The organism is Blastococcus sp. CT_GayMR20 (genome assembly GCF_004570345.1).
Genome location: NZ_SPQM01000001.1, coordinates 61,574 through 75,730, shown reverse-complemented (window position 1 = coordinate 75,730; position 14,157 = coordinate 61,574). Strand labels below are relative to the sequence as shown.

Annotated in this window: 16 protein-coding genes; 13 read left to right on the top strand and 3 right to left on the bottom strand. The window is 69.9% G+C overall.

Annotated features, from left to right (window positions below; genetic code table 11):
• Window positions 1–98: 98 nt before the first annotated feature.
• The 4 genes from E4P40_RS00370 to E4P40_RS00355 are packed head-to-tail and all read left to right on the top strand — an operon-like array spanning window position 99 to window position 3,532.
• Complete coding sequence (locus tag E4P40_RS00370) at window positions 99–986, top strand: branched-chain amino acid ABC transporter permease (protein ID WP_209305141.1); 888 nt, start codon at window positions 99–101, stop codon at window positions 984–986.
• The gene (locus tag E4P40_RS00365) at window positions 983–1,978 is read left to right on the top strand and encodes a branched-chain amino acid ABC transporter permease (RefSeq protein WP_135156557.1); all 996 of its coding nucleotides are present in this window, start codon (window positions 983–985) and stop codon (window positions 1,976–1,978) included. Before E4P40_RS00370 ends, E4P40_RS00365 begins: the two co-directional genes overlap by 4 nt.
• Window positions 1,975–2,823 (top strand): ABC transporter ATP-binding protein, encoded by an 849-nt coding sequence (locus tag E4P40_RS00360; RefSeq protein ID WP_135156558.1) that lies wholly within the window; start codon window positions 1,975–1,977, stop codon window positions 2,821–2,823. Before E4P40_RS00365 ends, E4P40_RS00360 begins: the two co-directional genes overlap by 4 nt.
• Window positions 2,816–3,532: an ABC transporter ATP-binding protein gene (locus E4P40_RS00355; protein WP_135156559.1), complete on the top strand. Its 717-nt coding sequence runs from the start codon at window positions 2,816–2,818 to the stop codon at window positions 3,530–3,532. Before E4P40_RS00360 ends, E4P40_RS00355 begins: the two co-directional genes overlap by 8 nt.
• 153 nt (window positions 3,533–3,685) lie before the next feature.
• On the opposite strand, the gene E4P40_RS00350 is transcribed toward E4P40_RS00355, so the two are convergent.
• Entirely contained in the window at window positions 3,686–4,417 is a 732-nt protein-coding gene (locus tag E4P40_RS00350; protein WP_135156561.1) for a FadR/GntR family transcriptional regulator, read from the bottom strand.
• Between the two features lie 206 nt (window positions 4,418–4,623).
• Between E4P40_RS00350 and E4P40_RS00345 the strand changes: the two genes are divergently transcribed.
• The 6 genes from E4P40_RS00345 to E4P40_RS00320 all read left to right on the top strand — a co-directional run bounded on the left by E4P40_RS00345 (window position 4,624) and on the right by E4P40_RS00320 (window position 10,292).
• A complete protein-coding gene (locus tag E4P40_RS00345; protein ID WP_135156563.1) occupies window positions 4,624–5,490 on the top strand; it encodes an enoyl-CoA hydratase-related protein in 867 nt (288 codons plus the stop codon).
• Window positions 5,491–5,633: 143 nt separating this feature from the next.
• Window positions 5,634–6,086: a nuclear transport factor 2 family protein gene (locus E4P40_RS00340; protein ID WP_135156565.1), complete on the top strand. Its 453-nt coding sequence runs from the start codon at window positions 5,634–5,636 to the stop codon at window positions 6,084–6,086.
• 34 nt (window positions 6,087–6,120) lie between these two features.
• Window positions 6,121–7,380 (top strand): cytochrome P450, encoded by a 1,260-nt coding sequence (locus E4P40_RS00335; RefSeq protein ID WP_135156567.1) that lies wholly within the window; start codon window positions 6,121–6,123, stop codon window positions 7,378–7,380.
• Window positions 7,377–8,138, top strand: coding sequence for an SDR family oxidoreductase (locus E4P40_RS00330; RefSeq protein WP_135156569.1), 762 nt, complete (start codon window positions 7,377–7,379; stop codon window positions 8,136–8,138). Before E4P40_RS00335 ends, E4P40_RS00330 begins: the two co-directional genes overlap by 4 nt.
• 123 nt (window positions 8,139–8,261) lie before the next feature.
• Window positions 8,262–9,443 (top strand): acyl-CoA dehydrogenase family protein, encoded by a 1,182-nt coding sequence (locus E4P40_RS00325; RefSeq protein WP_209305142.1) that lies wholly within the window; start codon window positions 8,262–8,264, stop codon window positions 9,441–9,443.
• A 126-nt stretch (window positions 9,444–9,569) separates the two neighbouring features.
• A complete protein-coding gene (locus E4P40_RS00320; RefSeq protein WP_135156571.1) occupies window positions 9,570–10,292 on the top strand; it encodes a FadR/GntR family transcriptional regulator in 723 nt (240 codons plus the stop codon).
• On the opposite strand, the gene E4P40_RS00315 is transcribed toward E4P40_RS00320, so the two are convergent.
• On the bottom strand, window positions 10,253–11,116 hold the full coding sequence (locus E4P40_RS00315) for an amidohydrolase family protein (protein WP_135156573.1): 864 nt from the start codon (window positions 11,114–11,116) through the stop codon (window positions 10,253–10,255). The two genes, E4P40_RS00320 and E4P40_RS00315, sit on opposite strands and share 40 nt — an antisense overlap.
• 53 nt (window positions 11,117–11,169) lie before the next feature.
• On the opposite strand from E4P40_RS00315, the gene E4P40_RS00310 reads away from it, so the two are divergent.
• From E4P40_RS00310 to E4P40_RS00300, 3 genes are read left to right on the top strand one after another with little or no spacing between them, the layout of a single operon-like run.
• Complete coding sequence (locus E4P40_RS00310; RefSeq protein ID WP_209305143.1) at window positions 11,170–11,952, top strand: enoyl-CoA hydratase-related protein; 783 nt, start codon at window positions 11,170–11,172, stop codon at window positions 11,950–11,952.
• A gap of 4 nt (window positions 11,953–11,956) precedes the next feature.
• Window positions 11,957–12,850 (top strand): CoA ester lyase, encoded by an 894-nt coding sequence (locus E4P40_RS00305; protein ID WP_135156575.1) that lies wholly within the window; start codon window positions 11,957–11,959, stop codon window positions 12,848–12,850.
• 31 nt (window positions 12,851–12,881) lie between these two features.
• Window positions 12,882–13,352 (top strand): MaoC family dehydratase, encoded by a 471-nt coding sequence (locus E4P40_RS00300; RefSeq protein WP_135156577.1) that lies wholly within the window; start codon window positions 12,882–12,884, stop codon window positions 13,350–13,352.
• A gap of 23 nt (window positions 13,353–13,375) precedes the next feature.
• Here the strand turns inward: E4P40_RS00300 and E4P40_RS00295 are convergent, their stop codons facing one another.
• The gene (locus E4P40_RS00295) at window positions 13,376–14,125 is read right to left on the bottom strand and encodes an FCD domain-containing protein (RefSeq protein WP_209305144.1); all 750 of its coding nucleotides are present in this window, start codon (window positions 14,123–14,125) and stop codon (window positions 13,376–13,378) included.
• Between the last annotated feature and the right edge of the window lie 32 nt (window positions 14,126–14,157).

Below are 14,157 nucleotides of genomic sequence, written 5' to 3'. Positions count from 1 at the left end.
GTCTCCACCTGTCACGCTGACGCGAGGCGGTGGGCCGCACATCAGATCGCGGCCCGCCGCCTCGCCACTCCCGATCCCATCCAGAGCGGAGCGGACTGTTGCAGGAACTACTGAGCGTTATCAGCCTCGGCTCGATCTACCTGCTCTTCGCCCTGGGGCTGAGCCTCACGTGGGGCACCATCGACATCCTGAACTTCGCCCACGGGGCGATCTTCATGTTCGCCACGTTCACGGCGTACCTCGTGCTCGGCTCCGTGCAGCTGCCGATCCTCGGCGTGGTGCTCGTCGGCGTCCTGGTCGGCGCGCTGCTGTCACTGCTGATCCAGGTGCTCGCATTCGAGCAGATCCTCAAGCGCGCGCGGACCAAGCGCTCCGCGGAGATGCAGATCCTGATCGGCGGCATCGGCATCGCCACCATCCCCCTGGCGATCGCGCAGCGCCAGACCAAGAGCAACCCGTTCGGGCTCTCCGAGTCCAGCTTCGACGTGAACGTCTGGCAGTTCGGGGACGTCCGCATCACCAACGTCGCGGTGCTCACGATCGTCATCGGGATCGCCCTGTGGGCCGTCACGGCACTGTGGTTCCGCCGGTCCAAGCACGGCCTCGCGCTCCGCTCGATCGGCGTGGACTCCGAGGTCGCCAGCCTGATGGGCATCAACCGCCGGCAGCTCGCCCTGGTGACCATGGCGGTCTCCGGCGGCATGGCCGGCCTCGCCGGGGTGCTGTTCACCTACACGCTCGGGGCGATCACGCCCGAGAGCGGCGACATCCTGCTGATCAAGGCGTTCGCCATCGTCATCCTCGGCGGTGTCGGCTCGATGCTCGGGGTCGCCTTCGGCGCCTTCGCCCTCGCGGCCGTCGAGACCTGGGTCCTGCTGAACACCAGCGGCTCGTGGACCGATGCGGTCGCGTTCGGACTCATCTTCCTGGTTCTGCTGGTCCGGCCGTCCGGCGTGTTCGGCCGCAAGGAGGTTCGACGGGCATGAGCACCTGGTACTACGCCAACCTGGTCCTCGTTCAGGCGACGCTCACCGGCCTGCTCATGGCGCTCTCGGTGCAGGTGCCCCTGCGCATGGGGGTGTTCTCCTTCGCCGGGGTCGGCTCCTACGGCATCGGCGCCTACGCCGCGGCCCTCATGGCCATCCACTGGCAACTGGGCTCCCTGGCCGCCATCGGCCTGGCCGTGGTCCTGACGGCGGTCATCGGCCTGCTGCTGGGCCTCGTGATCGCCCGGCTCGCCGGCCTCTACCTCGCCATGGCGACCGTCGCGTTCGACCTCATCATCGGTGTCATCGCGATCAACGGCGGGACGTTCACCGGGTCGTCGACGGGCCTCTACGGGGTCCTCACCGACTTCACGATGCCGACGATGTGGGTCCTGACGCTGATCGTCCTCGGCCTGGTGGTGCTCAGCGAGCACGGCAAGGTCGGCCGTCGGGTGCACGCCGTCCGGGACGACCAGCAGCTGGCCGCGTCCGCGGGGATCAACGTCCGCCGGTACCGGCTCGCCGCGTTCGTGGTGAGCGGTGCGCTGGGCGGGCTCGCCGGCGCCCTGAACGTCATGGTCCGCACCACGATCGGCCCGCTCGACATCGGTTTCCACCTGATCGTCCTGGCACTCACGATGATCATCGTCGGGGGCGCCATGTCGTGGAAGGGCGCCGTGATCGGCGCGATCGTCTTCACCTGGCTGCCGACCTTCCTCGAGTTCGTGGGCGAGTGGGAGACCCTGCTCTACGGCGTCATCGTCGCCGTCGCCGCGGTCCTGCTGCCGCGCGGGATCCACGGCGTCTTCGTCGACATCACCCGTGCGATCCAGCGCCGCAGACGCAAGCCGGCCGCCCCACCACCGGCAGAGCTGGAGCCCGAGCCCGACCTCGAACCGCTCATGACCGGTCCGACGGCCGGTGGGGCGCAGAACACCTCGCCCGCCACGGGCGCGTCCTCGTCCACGTCGCTGCTGGGGGGCAAGGCATGAGCGTCGACCAGTCACAGGAGGGACGCCGGGAGGAGAGCGCAGGTGCACCGGTGCTGGAGCTGCGCGACGTCGCCGTCCACTTCGGTGGGGTCAAGGCCGTCGACGGCGTCACGCTGAAGCTCGAGCCCGGCCTGATCTACGGCATCATCGGACCCAACGGTTCGGGCAAGACGACGTTGATCGGTGCCATCACCCGGCTGACCCAGCTGACGCGCGGCGACCTCCTGTTCGACGGGCAGGACTACACCGGGGTGCGGCCCGACAAGCTGGTGCACCTGGGCGTCGCGCGCACCTTCCAGACGGTCCGGCTGCTGCCCGACCTCGACGTCCAGGCCAACATCCAGGTCGGTGCGGACGCGCGGACCGGCCGCGGCGGGTCAGGCTCCGCGGCTCCGCGCGGGGACCTCCTCTCGCGGGTCAAGGGCATGGCCGGGATCGGGACGACCCCGCCGTCACCTCCCGTCGCCGCCGCGATTGCGCGGACCGGCCTGAACGGCTTCGAGTCCTACTACCCGACCGAGCTCTCCTACGGCACTCAGCGTCGGGTCGAGATCGCTCGGGCGATGGCCATGGAACCGAGGCTGCTCCTGCTCGACGAGCCGACGGCAGGGATGAACCAGGCGGAGCGCGCGGAGATCTCGGGGCTGCTGAGGGACATGCGCTCGGAGGGCGAGCTCTGCCAGCTGCTCGTGGAGCACGACGTGCAGATGATGATCGACACGTGCGACTACGTGTTCGCCATGAACACGGGCAAGCTCATCGCCGAGGGCGAGCCGCGCGAGGTCGTGCAGAACCCCCTGGTGCAGGAGGCCTACCTCGGAAGGAAGTTCCGCGAGCATGCTTGAGATCAGCGACCTGCACGTCAACTACGCCCACGTCGAGGCGGTCCGAGGGGTGTCCCTCTCGGTGCACCCCGGGAAGATCACCCTCGTACTCGGACCGAACGGTGCGGGCAAGAGCACGACGCTCAAGGCCGTCGCCGGCCTCGAGCCGCCGGCCAGCGGCACCGTGACGCTGGACGGCACCGACCTCACCGGCCTGGCCCCGCACGCCATCGTGCGCCGGGGTGTCGCGCTCGTGCCGGAGGGCCGTCGGGTGTTCGGTCCCCTGACCGTCGCCGAGAACCTGCGGCTGGGTGGCTACACCGCGTCGAGAACGGAATTCGACGAGACGCTGGCCCGGGTCTACGAGATGTTCCCGATCCTCCGGGAGCGCAGCGAGGGCGCCGCCGCGCTGCTCAGCGGCGGCGAGCAGCAGATGCTGGCCTTCGGCCGCGCCCTGATGTCGCAGCCCAAGATCATGCTGATGGACGAGCCGTCGATGGGCTTGGCTCCCGTCGTCGTCGACACCGTGCTGGAGCGGGTCCGGACGATGGCCGACGCCGGCATCGGGATCCTCATGGTCGAGCAGAACGCCGAAGCGGGACTGGACGTCGCCGACGCGGTCGTGGCCGTGACCCGAGGCGAGGTCGTCTACACCGGTGAGGCCAAGGAGGCGCGCAGTCACGCCTCCGTGCTGCGGGCGTTCCTCGGCGAGGCCGCGCTGGCGGAGTAAGCAGGTCGGTGAGCGGACGACGCAGCAACCTCGTCACGGGGGACCGTCTACGGCGCGACCACGTGGGCGGCCACCGGCCTGACCGAGAACCTCCGGATGCTGTGGGCAACATCGTCCGGGCTCGATGTCAGCTGCTCTGAGGCGGGGCCTCGCTCACCAGCGGATGGGCTTGTCCAGCGCGTCGGGGTACTTGCGGGAGGCGTACACCAGGTACTCGTCGATGTGCGTTCGCATGCTCTTCTCGGCCTGCTCCGGCTCGGAGTTCCGGATCGCCTCGAAGATCTCCTGGTGCGCCTTGAGCACGGCCTGGCGCCGCTTCAGCGGGTACTGGATGCCCTGCGCGGCCCCGCTGATGTCCATGGCGCCGCCCATGACGTCGACCAGGTGACCGAACAGCGCGTTGCCCGACGCCCATGCGATGACGTTGTGGAACCGGCGGTTGGCGTCGAGGTAGACCTCGACGTCCTCGAGGTTGTCGGCCATGTCCGTGACCGTCTGCTCGAGCTGGACGAGGTGCTCGGGGGTGATCCGGCTGGCCGCCAGCTGTGCCATCACGGGCTCGAAGGCCTCGCGCGCCTCGGCGATCACCTGGTAACGCGCGCCGTCGAACTGGAGCAGCAGGGTGAGCGTCGTCGCGAGGTTGTCGGCGGTCGGCTTCTCGATGACCGGACCCCCACCGGGCCCCGGCTTGAACGAGAGGACGCCCTGCAGTTCGAGGAATCGGAGCGACTCGCGCAGCGTGCCGCGGCCCGCCTCGTACGTCTCCATCATGACCCGCTCGGGCGGCAGCTTGTCGCCGGGCCCCAGACCCTCGCGCTCGATGTCGCGCACGATGCGCTGGGCGACGATGAGCGCCATCTTCTGGGGTCGGATCGAGTGGGTCATGTTCGGCTCACCTTCGGCCATGGGTCGGTGGACGTCGACGGGATGGTTTCGGCCACCGGCTCAGCCGTTCAGCAGATTGATGGATATGATTATACGCCAAACTATCTGCGGAAAGGCTAGTCCATGACGCGGCGCCCACCGAGCCCCCCGTACTGCCGATCCGGGCGCCCCGAGGGCTGCGCGACGACGGTCCGGCCCGGTCGGTAGTGGCCGGCACGATCGCGGTCGAGAAGGCCGACGGGATCGCCGTCGTCACGCTCGACCGCCCGGACCAGCTCAACGCCTACACCGTCGCCATGAAGGACGACCTCGTCGCGGTGGTCGGCGACCTCGACCGGGACGACGACGTTCGCGCCGTCGTGGTGACCGGGGCCGGCCGGGCCTTCTGCGCGGGGATGGACCTGTCCGATCCCGACGCCTTCGCCCGTGCCGGGGACGACGAGAGCGCCCGGCAGCGCGACAGCGGTGGCGAGCTGGCCCTGCGGTTCTTCGCCTCGACGAAGCCGCTGATCGCGGCGGTCAACGGGGCCGCGGTCGGTGTCGGGGTGACGATGACCCTACCCATGGACATCCGACTGGCCAGCGAGCGGGCGAAGTTCGGCTTCGTGTTCGCCCAGCGCGGCATCGTCATGGAGAGCGCGTCGAGCTGGTTCCTGCCGCGGCTCGTCGGCATCCAGCGTGCGGCGGAGTGGACCCTCACCGGCCGGGTGTTCGGCGCCGAGGAGGCGCTCGCCGCGGGCCTGGTCCACGCCGTCCACGCCCCGGACGATCTGCTGCCGGCGGCGATGGAGCTGGCGCGGCAGATCGCCGACGCCGCCGCCCCGGTCTCGGTGTCGCTCAACCGTCAGCTGTTGTGGCAGGGCCTGGCCTTCCCGCATCCCATGTACTCCCACATCGCCGAGTCGCGCGCGATGGTCGAGCGGGGCGCGAGCCCGGACGTGGCCGAGGGGGTCGCGTCGTTCCTGGAGCGGCGGCCGGCGCGCTTCACCCGGACCGTCCCGGCGGACCTGCCCGACGTCTTCGGGGGGCTTCCGGGGGCGCCGGCACCGCCCCCGGAGTGGACCGGCGCCTGAGCCGGGCGCTTGCGCAGCGTCGAGCGCTCTGACAGCATGCCGCTACATCCAAGCGAACCATTATCACGGTTCTGACGACGCCCGTCGAGCGGACGAACGTCTCGACGCAGCGTTCCCGTCAGAGCCGAGACGTGAGGACCCACATGCTTGTCACTGACGACCGGGCGGGTCTGACGACGCGCAGTGCGCTGCTCTACCACCTCTACGCGGATGCGGTCGATCGCGAGGACCTGGACACCTTGCGCGAGCTCGCCACGGACGACATCCGCATCACCCGAGGCGGAAAGGCGGAGCGAGGCGGGACCGAGGCGTTCCTCGACATCTACCGGGCGCACATCCTCCGGGGTTTCCAGGTGTGCCAGCACGCGGTGACGAATGTGATCGCGTCGCGGGACGGGCACCTGATCCGGACCAGCGCCTACTTCCAGGCGCGGCTCTTCCACGATCGAGGCACTCAGATCCTGATCGGCCGCTACGCCGACGACCACGTCGAGGTCGACGGGGACCTCAAGATCGCCCACAAGAACATCCAGGTCCACAGGGTCATGGACGCTCAGCCCGGCCACGACGCCTTCGCCTACGCCGGCACCGACTGACCTGCTCGACAGCCCGATCCCGAGGAGTCATCGGATGACCGTTCCGTCCGGCAGCGCCTTCCCGTCGCTCCTCGATCCGGAGGTCGGGCAGGATCCGCACGCCCACTACGCACGTCTCCGCGAGCATGCGCCCGTGTACCGGGACCCCCGGATGGGTGCCTACCTGGTGACGACGTACGACGCCGTCTGGGAGGCGTACCGGGACACCCGGTTCTCCACGCGCGGGTACCAGGCCACGCTCGAGACCATCCACGGGCGAACCGTGCTGTCGCTGGAGGGAAGCCTGCACGCCAAGAACCGGGCGCTCCTCACGCCGCACTTCCGGGGCAAGGCGCTCGACGCGCTCGACGACAGGATCCACCAGGCAGCTGCGCAGCTGGTGTCCGAGATCGCGCCCCGCAGCGCAGCGACACTGACCGGCGAGCTGATCGAACAGGGGTCGGCCGGGGGCGCGGTCGACATCGCCGCACAGTTCTCCCAGAGGTTCCCGATATCCGTCATCGCCGAGATGCTCGGCCTGCCTCAGGCCGACCGGCCGCAGTTCATCGACTGGTACACGCGGCTGATGGCGTTCGTGACGAACTACGCCGCCGATCCCGATGTGAACGCCCGGGGGGTCCGGGCGAAGCAGGAGTTGACCGACTACCTCCTGCCGCTCATCGCCGAACGGCGCAAGAAGCCCGGCAGCGACCTCGTCTCGGCGATCGTCGAGTCGGAGGTGGACGGTTACCGGATGACCGACGACGAGGTCCGGGCATACGCGAGCCTGCTCCTCACCGCCGGCGGCGACACGACGGACAAGGCGTTCTCCAGCCTGATCCGCAATCTGCTGCTCTACGGCGAGTGGGAACGCGTCCGGGACGACCGTTCCCTGGTCACGCCCGCGATCGCGGAGACGCTCCGGTTCTCGCCCCCCAGCCAGATGACGACCCGGCTCACCGAGGAGGACGTCGAGCTGGCGGGAGCGGTCATCCCGGCCGAGAGCATCGTGTACCTCGTGGGTGCCTCCGCCAACAGGGACCCAGCCAAGTACGAGCGACCCGACGAGTTCCGCGTCGGGCGGGAGGACCTGCTGCACACCCGTGCCTTCAGCGGCGCCGCCGACCACGTCGGCTTCGGCGCGGGTCGTCACTTCTGCATCGGCGCGATGCTGGCCCGGACGGAGATGGACGTCGCGCTCAATCAGTTCCTCGACGCCTTCCCGAGCCTGCGACTGGCGGACGGCGAGACGGGGGCCGACGTCGGTCTCCGCACCCGGGGTCCGGCCACGGTGCTGGTCGAGACCGGGACATGACGGGTACCGAGCGCCGCGGCAGGGTGCAGGGGAAGGTCGTCGTCGTCTCCGGGGCGGGCGGCGGACTCGGGGCAGCGTTCGTCCATGCGCTCGCCGCCGAAGGGGCGCATGTCGTCGCCGCGGACATCGATCCGGCGGCGGCTGCCACGACGGCCGAGAGTGCCGGGTCGGACTGTGCGGCGTTGCAGCTCGATGTGCGCGAGGAGATCTCGTGGCGGACGCTCGTGGCCGAGGTGCGCAGACGCCATGGTCGGCTCGACGGCCTCGTCAACAACGCAGGCATCGTCATCCGTGGCGGCATCACCGACATGCCGCTGGCGGATTTCGAGGGGGTGCTGAAGGTCAACCTCACCGGCACCTTCCTCGGACTGCAGCACTGTGCGCCCCTCATGCGCGAGTCCGGAGGGGGCTCGATCGTGAACGTCGCCAGTACCGCCGGGCTCACGGGAGTTCCGTCGATCTCGGGCTACACCGCCAGCAAATGGGGGGTCCGGGGGCTCACCCGCTCCGCCGCTGTGGAGCTCGCACCGTGGGGCATCAGGGTGAACTCGTTGGCGCCCGGTGTCGTGACCACAGCGATGGCAGCGCGCTCCGCCACAGCCGTCAGGAACCTGACCGGTCGACCCGGATCGGTGGGCGAGGTCGCGCCCCTCGTCGTCCATCTGATCTCGGACGACTCCACCTACAGCACGGGCGCCGACTTCGTCGTCGACGGCGGCGAGACGGCGACGTCGCGGCTGCCCACCCCCGTCGACTGACCGCAGGGCCGGCCGGCCGGTTCGGCCGGGTCGACCTCCGCGAGGCACGTTCGAGGAGCCGACGCGGCCCCTTGCAATCTCACGCCGGGCGCTTACCCTAATCACCATTAGCAGAAATCGGTGATGGGAGCTGCTGTGGTCGACATGATGAGTGCCGAGGACGAGCGGGAGATCCGCACGTCCCTCCGCAAGACCATGTCCGGGTTCACGGACGAGTACTGGATGCGGCACGACATGGACCACGAGTTCCCGTGGGAGTTCCACGACACGATGGCCGAGGCCGGCTGGATCGGGATCTGCATCCCCGAGGAGTACGGCGGCGGCGGCGCCGGCGTCCAGGAAGCGGCCCTCCTGCTGGAGGAGGTCACCGGCAGCGGAGGTGCGCTCAACGCCGGGACCACCGTGCAGGTGGGGCTGTTCGGGCTCGAGCCGATCGTCAAGCACGGGAGCGAGGAGCAGAAGCGGCGCTTCCTGCCGAAGGCCGCCGAGGGCAAGCTGCAGGTGTCGTTCGGCGTGACCGAGCCCGACGCCGGCACCGAGACCACGAACATCACGACGTTCGCCGAGAAGGTCCCCGGTGGCTACAAGGTCAACGGGCGCAAGGTGTTCATCTCCCGGGCCGAGCAGGCCGAGCGGCTGCTGCTGATCACCCGGACGGCGCCGCGCGACGCCGGCGTGAAGCCGACCGACGGCATGACCCTGTTCTTCACCGAGATGGACCGCGAGCACATCAAGGTGCAGCCGATCCCCAAGGTCGGCCGCAACGCCGTCTCGACGAACATGCTCTTCATCGACGATCTCTTCATCCCCGAGGAGGACCGGATCGGTGAGGAGGGCAAGGGCTTCAAGTACCTGCTCGCCGGCCTCAACGCCGAGCGGATCATCGTCGCGGGCGGCTGCCTCGGCATGGGCCGGGTCGCCCTGCGCCGCGCCACCGAGTACGTCAAGCAGCGCGAGGTGTTCGGCCGGCCGATCGGCATGAACCAGGGCATCCAGTTCCCGCTGGCCGACTCCCTGGCCAAGCTCGATGCCGTCGAGCTGCTCATCCGCAAGGCCGCGTGGATGTACGACAACGGCATGCCCTGCGGCAAGGAGGCGAACGAGGCGAAGTACCTGGCCTCGACCTGGGCCTTCGAGGCGTGCGACCGGGCCATGCAGGTGCACGGCGGCTACGGCTACACGAGCGAGTACCACGTCGAGCGGTACTGGCGGGAGTCGCGCGTCCAGCGGATCGCGCCGATCTCCAACGAGCTCGTGCTCGCCTACCTGGCCGAGAAGGTGATGGGCCTCCCACGGTCCTACTGACCCCAACGGGTCACCACGTGATAGCCCGACGTGATCTCGAGGCGGCTCGGTGCCTATGATCGGCACCGTCCAGGCTCGTCTGCGGCGAGGCACCGCAGCCGCCCGCACGGATCATGAGGTCGCAGGGTGGCGCAGCGCACCGAGAAGGTAGCCGAGTCCGTCGCACGGGAGATCGTGCAGGACATCCGGCGCAACAACCTTGCCCCGGGCTCGACGCTGCCCCCCGAGAGCGCGATGCTGGAGCGCTTCGGCGTGGGCCGCGGGTCGCTCCGCGAGGCGCTGCGCATCCTGGAGGTCAACGGGCTCGTCGTCCTCAAGCCCGGCCCCCGGGGCGGGCCGGTCGTCGCTCCGTTCGAGCCGGCCCACTTCGGCCAGATGATGACGCTGCACCTGCAGGCCCTCGGCACGACCTACCGCCAGCTCCTGGACGCGCGCGTGGAGTACGAGGCGGTGCTGGCCCGCAAGGCGGCCGAGCGCGAGGGGGACGACGCGGCCGCGATCATGCGGGCCGCCATGACCGGCGACGCCGGGGTGGCGAACGACGACACGCTGTACTCCGCGGCGACCGGTGGCTTCCACAGTGCCGTCGGGCTCGCCTCCGGCAACCCGGTGCTCGCGCTGGCCGCGGACGCGATCTACGCGATCTGGTCGGTCCGCGTGACGCGGGTGCTCTACCCGCCGGACCAGCGCGACGACGTCCTGCGCGACCACGCGGCGATCGCCAAGGCGATCGAGAAGCGCGACCCCAAGCGGGCGGAGCGGCTCATGCGCGAGCACATGATGCGCTACAAGGAGTACTGCGAGGAGCGCTACCCGGCCCGCATGGACGACCTCGTCGACTGGAGCTGATCCAGCCCGTACACCTCCCGCGCGTTCCCGCGCAGGACGGCCGACCGCTCGGCGGGGGCGAGGGCCGCGCACGCTCGGGCGGCCGTCTGCACGACGTCGGCGTACGAGGCGCGCTGCAGCGAGACCGGCCAGTCGGACCCGAACACCACGCGGGCCGGCGTGAAGGCCTCCATCGCCACGTCGGCGAAAGGCGCCAGGTCGGCGTAGGTGGCGCCCGGTGCGGCGATCGTGTGGATGCCGGAGAGCTTGCACCAGACGTTCGGCTCCGCGGCCAGGGCCCTCAGGCCGGTCGCCCACGGCTCCACCTGTCCGGACGCGATCGGCGCCTTGCCCAGGTGGTCCAGGACGAACCGCAGCGACGGGTGGGCGCGGGCCGACTCGACCGCCGCGGGGAAGTGCTCCGGCCGGATCATCAGGTCGAAGGGCAGCCCCAGCGCGTCCAGCGCCTCCAGCCCCCGCTGGACGGCATCCGACCGCAACCAGCCGGCCGGGTCGGTCTCCGCCAGGGCCTGGTGCCGGATGCCGACCAGCGCCGGATCGCCCGCCAGCGCGCCGAGCGCCTCGTCGACGTCGGGCCGGGCCAGGTCGATCCAGCCGATGACGCCGGCGACCAGTTCCTCGCTCCGTGCGTGCTCGAGGAAGACCCGGGTCTCGTCCGCGTCGTTGATCACCTGGACGAGGACGACGCTCGAGACCTCCGTCCCGGCGACCGCGGACCGCAGGTCGTCGAGGCCGAAGTCACGGCGGATCGGGGCGTCCGGCGGCATCCAGCCGTGGTCGTGCGCCTGCAGGTCCCAGACGTGCACGTGGGCGTCGACGACCATTCCGGGCTCCCCTCTGCTTGACGGCAATCCCTGCGCACCATCATTATGAATCTGTGAGTGACGCCGACGACACCGTGCAGGTCGAGGACCGTGGCGAGACCCGGTGGATCCGGCTCAACGCTCCCCAGCGACGCAATGCCTACGACGAGGCGATGGCCGGGATCATCTCCGACGCGCTGGAGTCCGCGAGCGGCATGCGCACCGTCGTCATCACCGGTGTCGACCGCAGCTTCTGCGCCGGCGGCTCCCTGGCGACGCTCAGCACACCGACGACGGCCCAGATGCGGAAGCTCTACCGCGCCTCGCTGCGCATGTTCGACGCCGTCCGGGCCTGCCCCCGCCCCGTGATCGCCGCGGTCAACGGTGCCGCCGCGGGCGGCGGCAACGAGCTCGTGGTCGCCTGCGACCTCGCGATCGCCGGCCGCTCGGCGACGTTCGGGCAGACCGGCCCCCGGGTCGGCAGCGCACCGGTCACCGGGGCCACGAACGTCATGTCGGTGCAGATCGGCGAGAAGCGCGCCAAGGAGCTCAGCTTCCTGTGCCGGCGCTACACCGCCGAGCAGGCGCTGGAGTACGGCCTCGTCAACGCCGTCGTCGAGGACGACGAACTCGAGGCCGAGGTCCAGCGCTGGTGCGACGAACTGCACGAGAAGAGCCCGCGCTACCTCGAGATCGCGAAGGTGAGTTCCAACATCTGGTGGAACCAGTCCCGGGACTCCTTCAGCACCGGGCTCGGGATGCTCGTCCAGGCGATCGGCAGCGAGGACATGGTCGAAGGCGCCACCGCATTCCTCGAGAAGCGCAAGCCCCAGTTCAAGCTCGCCGAGGACGGATGAACCGATGAAGCCCTACCGCACCGTCATCTCCGTACCCGGGAACAAGCCCTCCTGGTTCGACAAGGCCGTCGTCGCCGGCGCCGACTGCCTCTGCCTCGACCTCGAGGACTCGGTCCCGCCGGCGGAGAAGGAGTCCGCGCGGGAGGCCATCCGCGACGCCATCGGGCGGATCTCCGACGAGCACCCGCGGGTCGGCCTGTTCGTGCGCCCCAACGCCCTGGACACGGGGGAGACGGGCGCCGACCTCGAGGCCGTCGTCGTCCCCGGGCTGACCGGTGTCTTCGCACCCAAGGTCGGTTCGGCCGTCGACGTCGCCAAGTACGACGCCCTCGTCGAGCACTTCGAGCGCCGCAACGGCGCCTCCGGCATCGAGTACATCCTGCCGATCGAGACCATCGAGGGCATCCAGCACTGCGAGGAGATCGCGTTCGCCTCCCCGCGGGTGGGCGCGCTGATCGGGCCGACGGCCGAGCACGCCGACATCGCCATCGCGGTCGGCTACGAGTGGTCGCCGGAGGGAACGGAGTCCCGGTACCACCGCTCCCGGATCCTGCTCGCCGCGCGCGCCGCGGGGGTGCACCCGCTGACCGCGCTGTGGGAGCGCATCCGCGACCTCGAGGGTCTGGAGGCGTTCACCGTGGACAGCCGCAAGATGGGCTTCCGGGGTCAGGTCGTCCTGCATCCGACCCACGTGCCGGTGGTCAACCGCGTCTACACGCCCGACCCCGCGGACGTGGACTTCTACCGCGGCCTGCTCAAGGCGTACGAGGACGCCGAGGCCGCCGGTCTCGGTGCCGTCATGTACGGCGACATCCACATCGACAAGGCGCACGCCGACAAGGCGACCGGGTGGCTCGCCCGGGTGGACGCGCTGGCCGGCCTGCACGGCGGCATCTGAGCCCCGTTCGACCCCAGGGAGAGGACCCCTCATGCGCGGCCTGTACTTCGAGGAATTCGACGATGGCATGGAGATCAAGCACGCGTTCACCCGCACGGTGACCGAGATGGACAACGTGCTGTTCACCTCGCTCACCATGAACGTGGCGCCGATCCACCTCGACGAGGAGTACTCGCGGAAGAACCTGCCCCAGGGGCAGCGGCTGTTCAACAGCCTGTACATCGCGGCGCTGGTCGGCGGCATGATCGTGCCGGAGCTGACCTTCCAGACGACGATCGGCAACCTGGGCTACGAGAAGATGACCTTCCCGGCGCCGGTCTTCCACGGCGACACGATCCGTGCCGAGTCGACCATCCTCAAGAAGCGCGAGTCGAAGAGCCGCACGGACGCGGGCATCGTGTGGTTCGAGCACCGCGGCTACAACCAGCGCGACGAGCTGATCCACCTGTGCCACCGCACCGGCATGATGATGAAGAAGCCGGCCGAGGACGCGGCCGGCTGAGCGCCATCACGATGCGCGCCGGCTCAGCTCAGGAAGCGCTGGTCCCAGGGGATCGTCGTCTCCATGACGTGCGGGAACTTCCGTTCGGCGTAGCGCTCGTAGGCCTCGATGTGCCGGCGCATCCGCTCCGCCGACGCCGCCGCGTCACCGGACTTCAGCGCCTCGAAGATCTCCTCGTGCGCGACGAGGATGGCGCTCCGGTGGTGGACGGGGTAGTCGACGCCCAGCGTGGTCCCGTCCATGATGCCGAGCAGCGACTCGATCATGTAGCCGAAGAGCGGGTTGCCGGACGAGCGGGCGATGACGTCGTGGAACCGCTTGTTGGCGTCGAGGAAGGAGTCCTGGTCGTCCATCTCGCGGTGCATCTGCTCGATGGTGTCGCCCAGCTCGTCGAGGCAAGCGGCGCTGATCCGCTCCGCGGCCAGGCTGCTGATCATCGGCTCGAGGGCGCTGCGCACCTCGACGATCGTGCGGAACGGCGCGCCCTGCAGCTGCATGAGCAGGACGACGGTGCTCGCCAGATGGGAGCCGTCCGGGGTGCGCAGCACCGGGCCGCCGTGGGGTCCCGGCTTCAGCGAGATGACGCCCTGGACCTCGAGGAGGCGGAGGGCCTCGCGCACCGTGCCGCGGCCGGCCCCGTACTTCTCCACCATGGTCCGCTCCGGGACCAGGAGGTCGCCGGGCTTCCGGTTCTCGCGGAGGGCGTCCTGGACGATCCGCTGGGCGACCAGCATCGCGGCCTTCTGCGGGCGAAGTGCGGAACTGGCGTACATGGGCGGTCCGTCCCCCTAGATGTAGAGAGCAA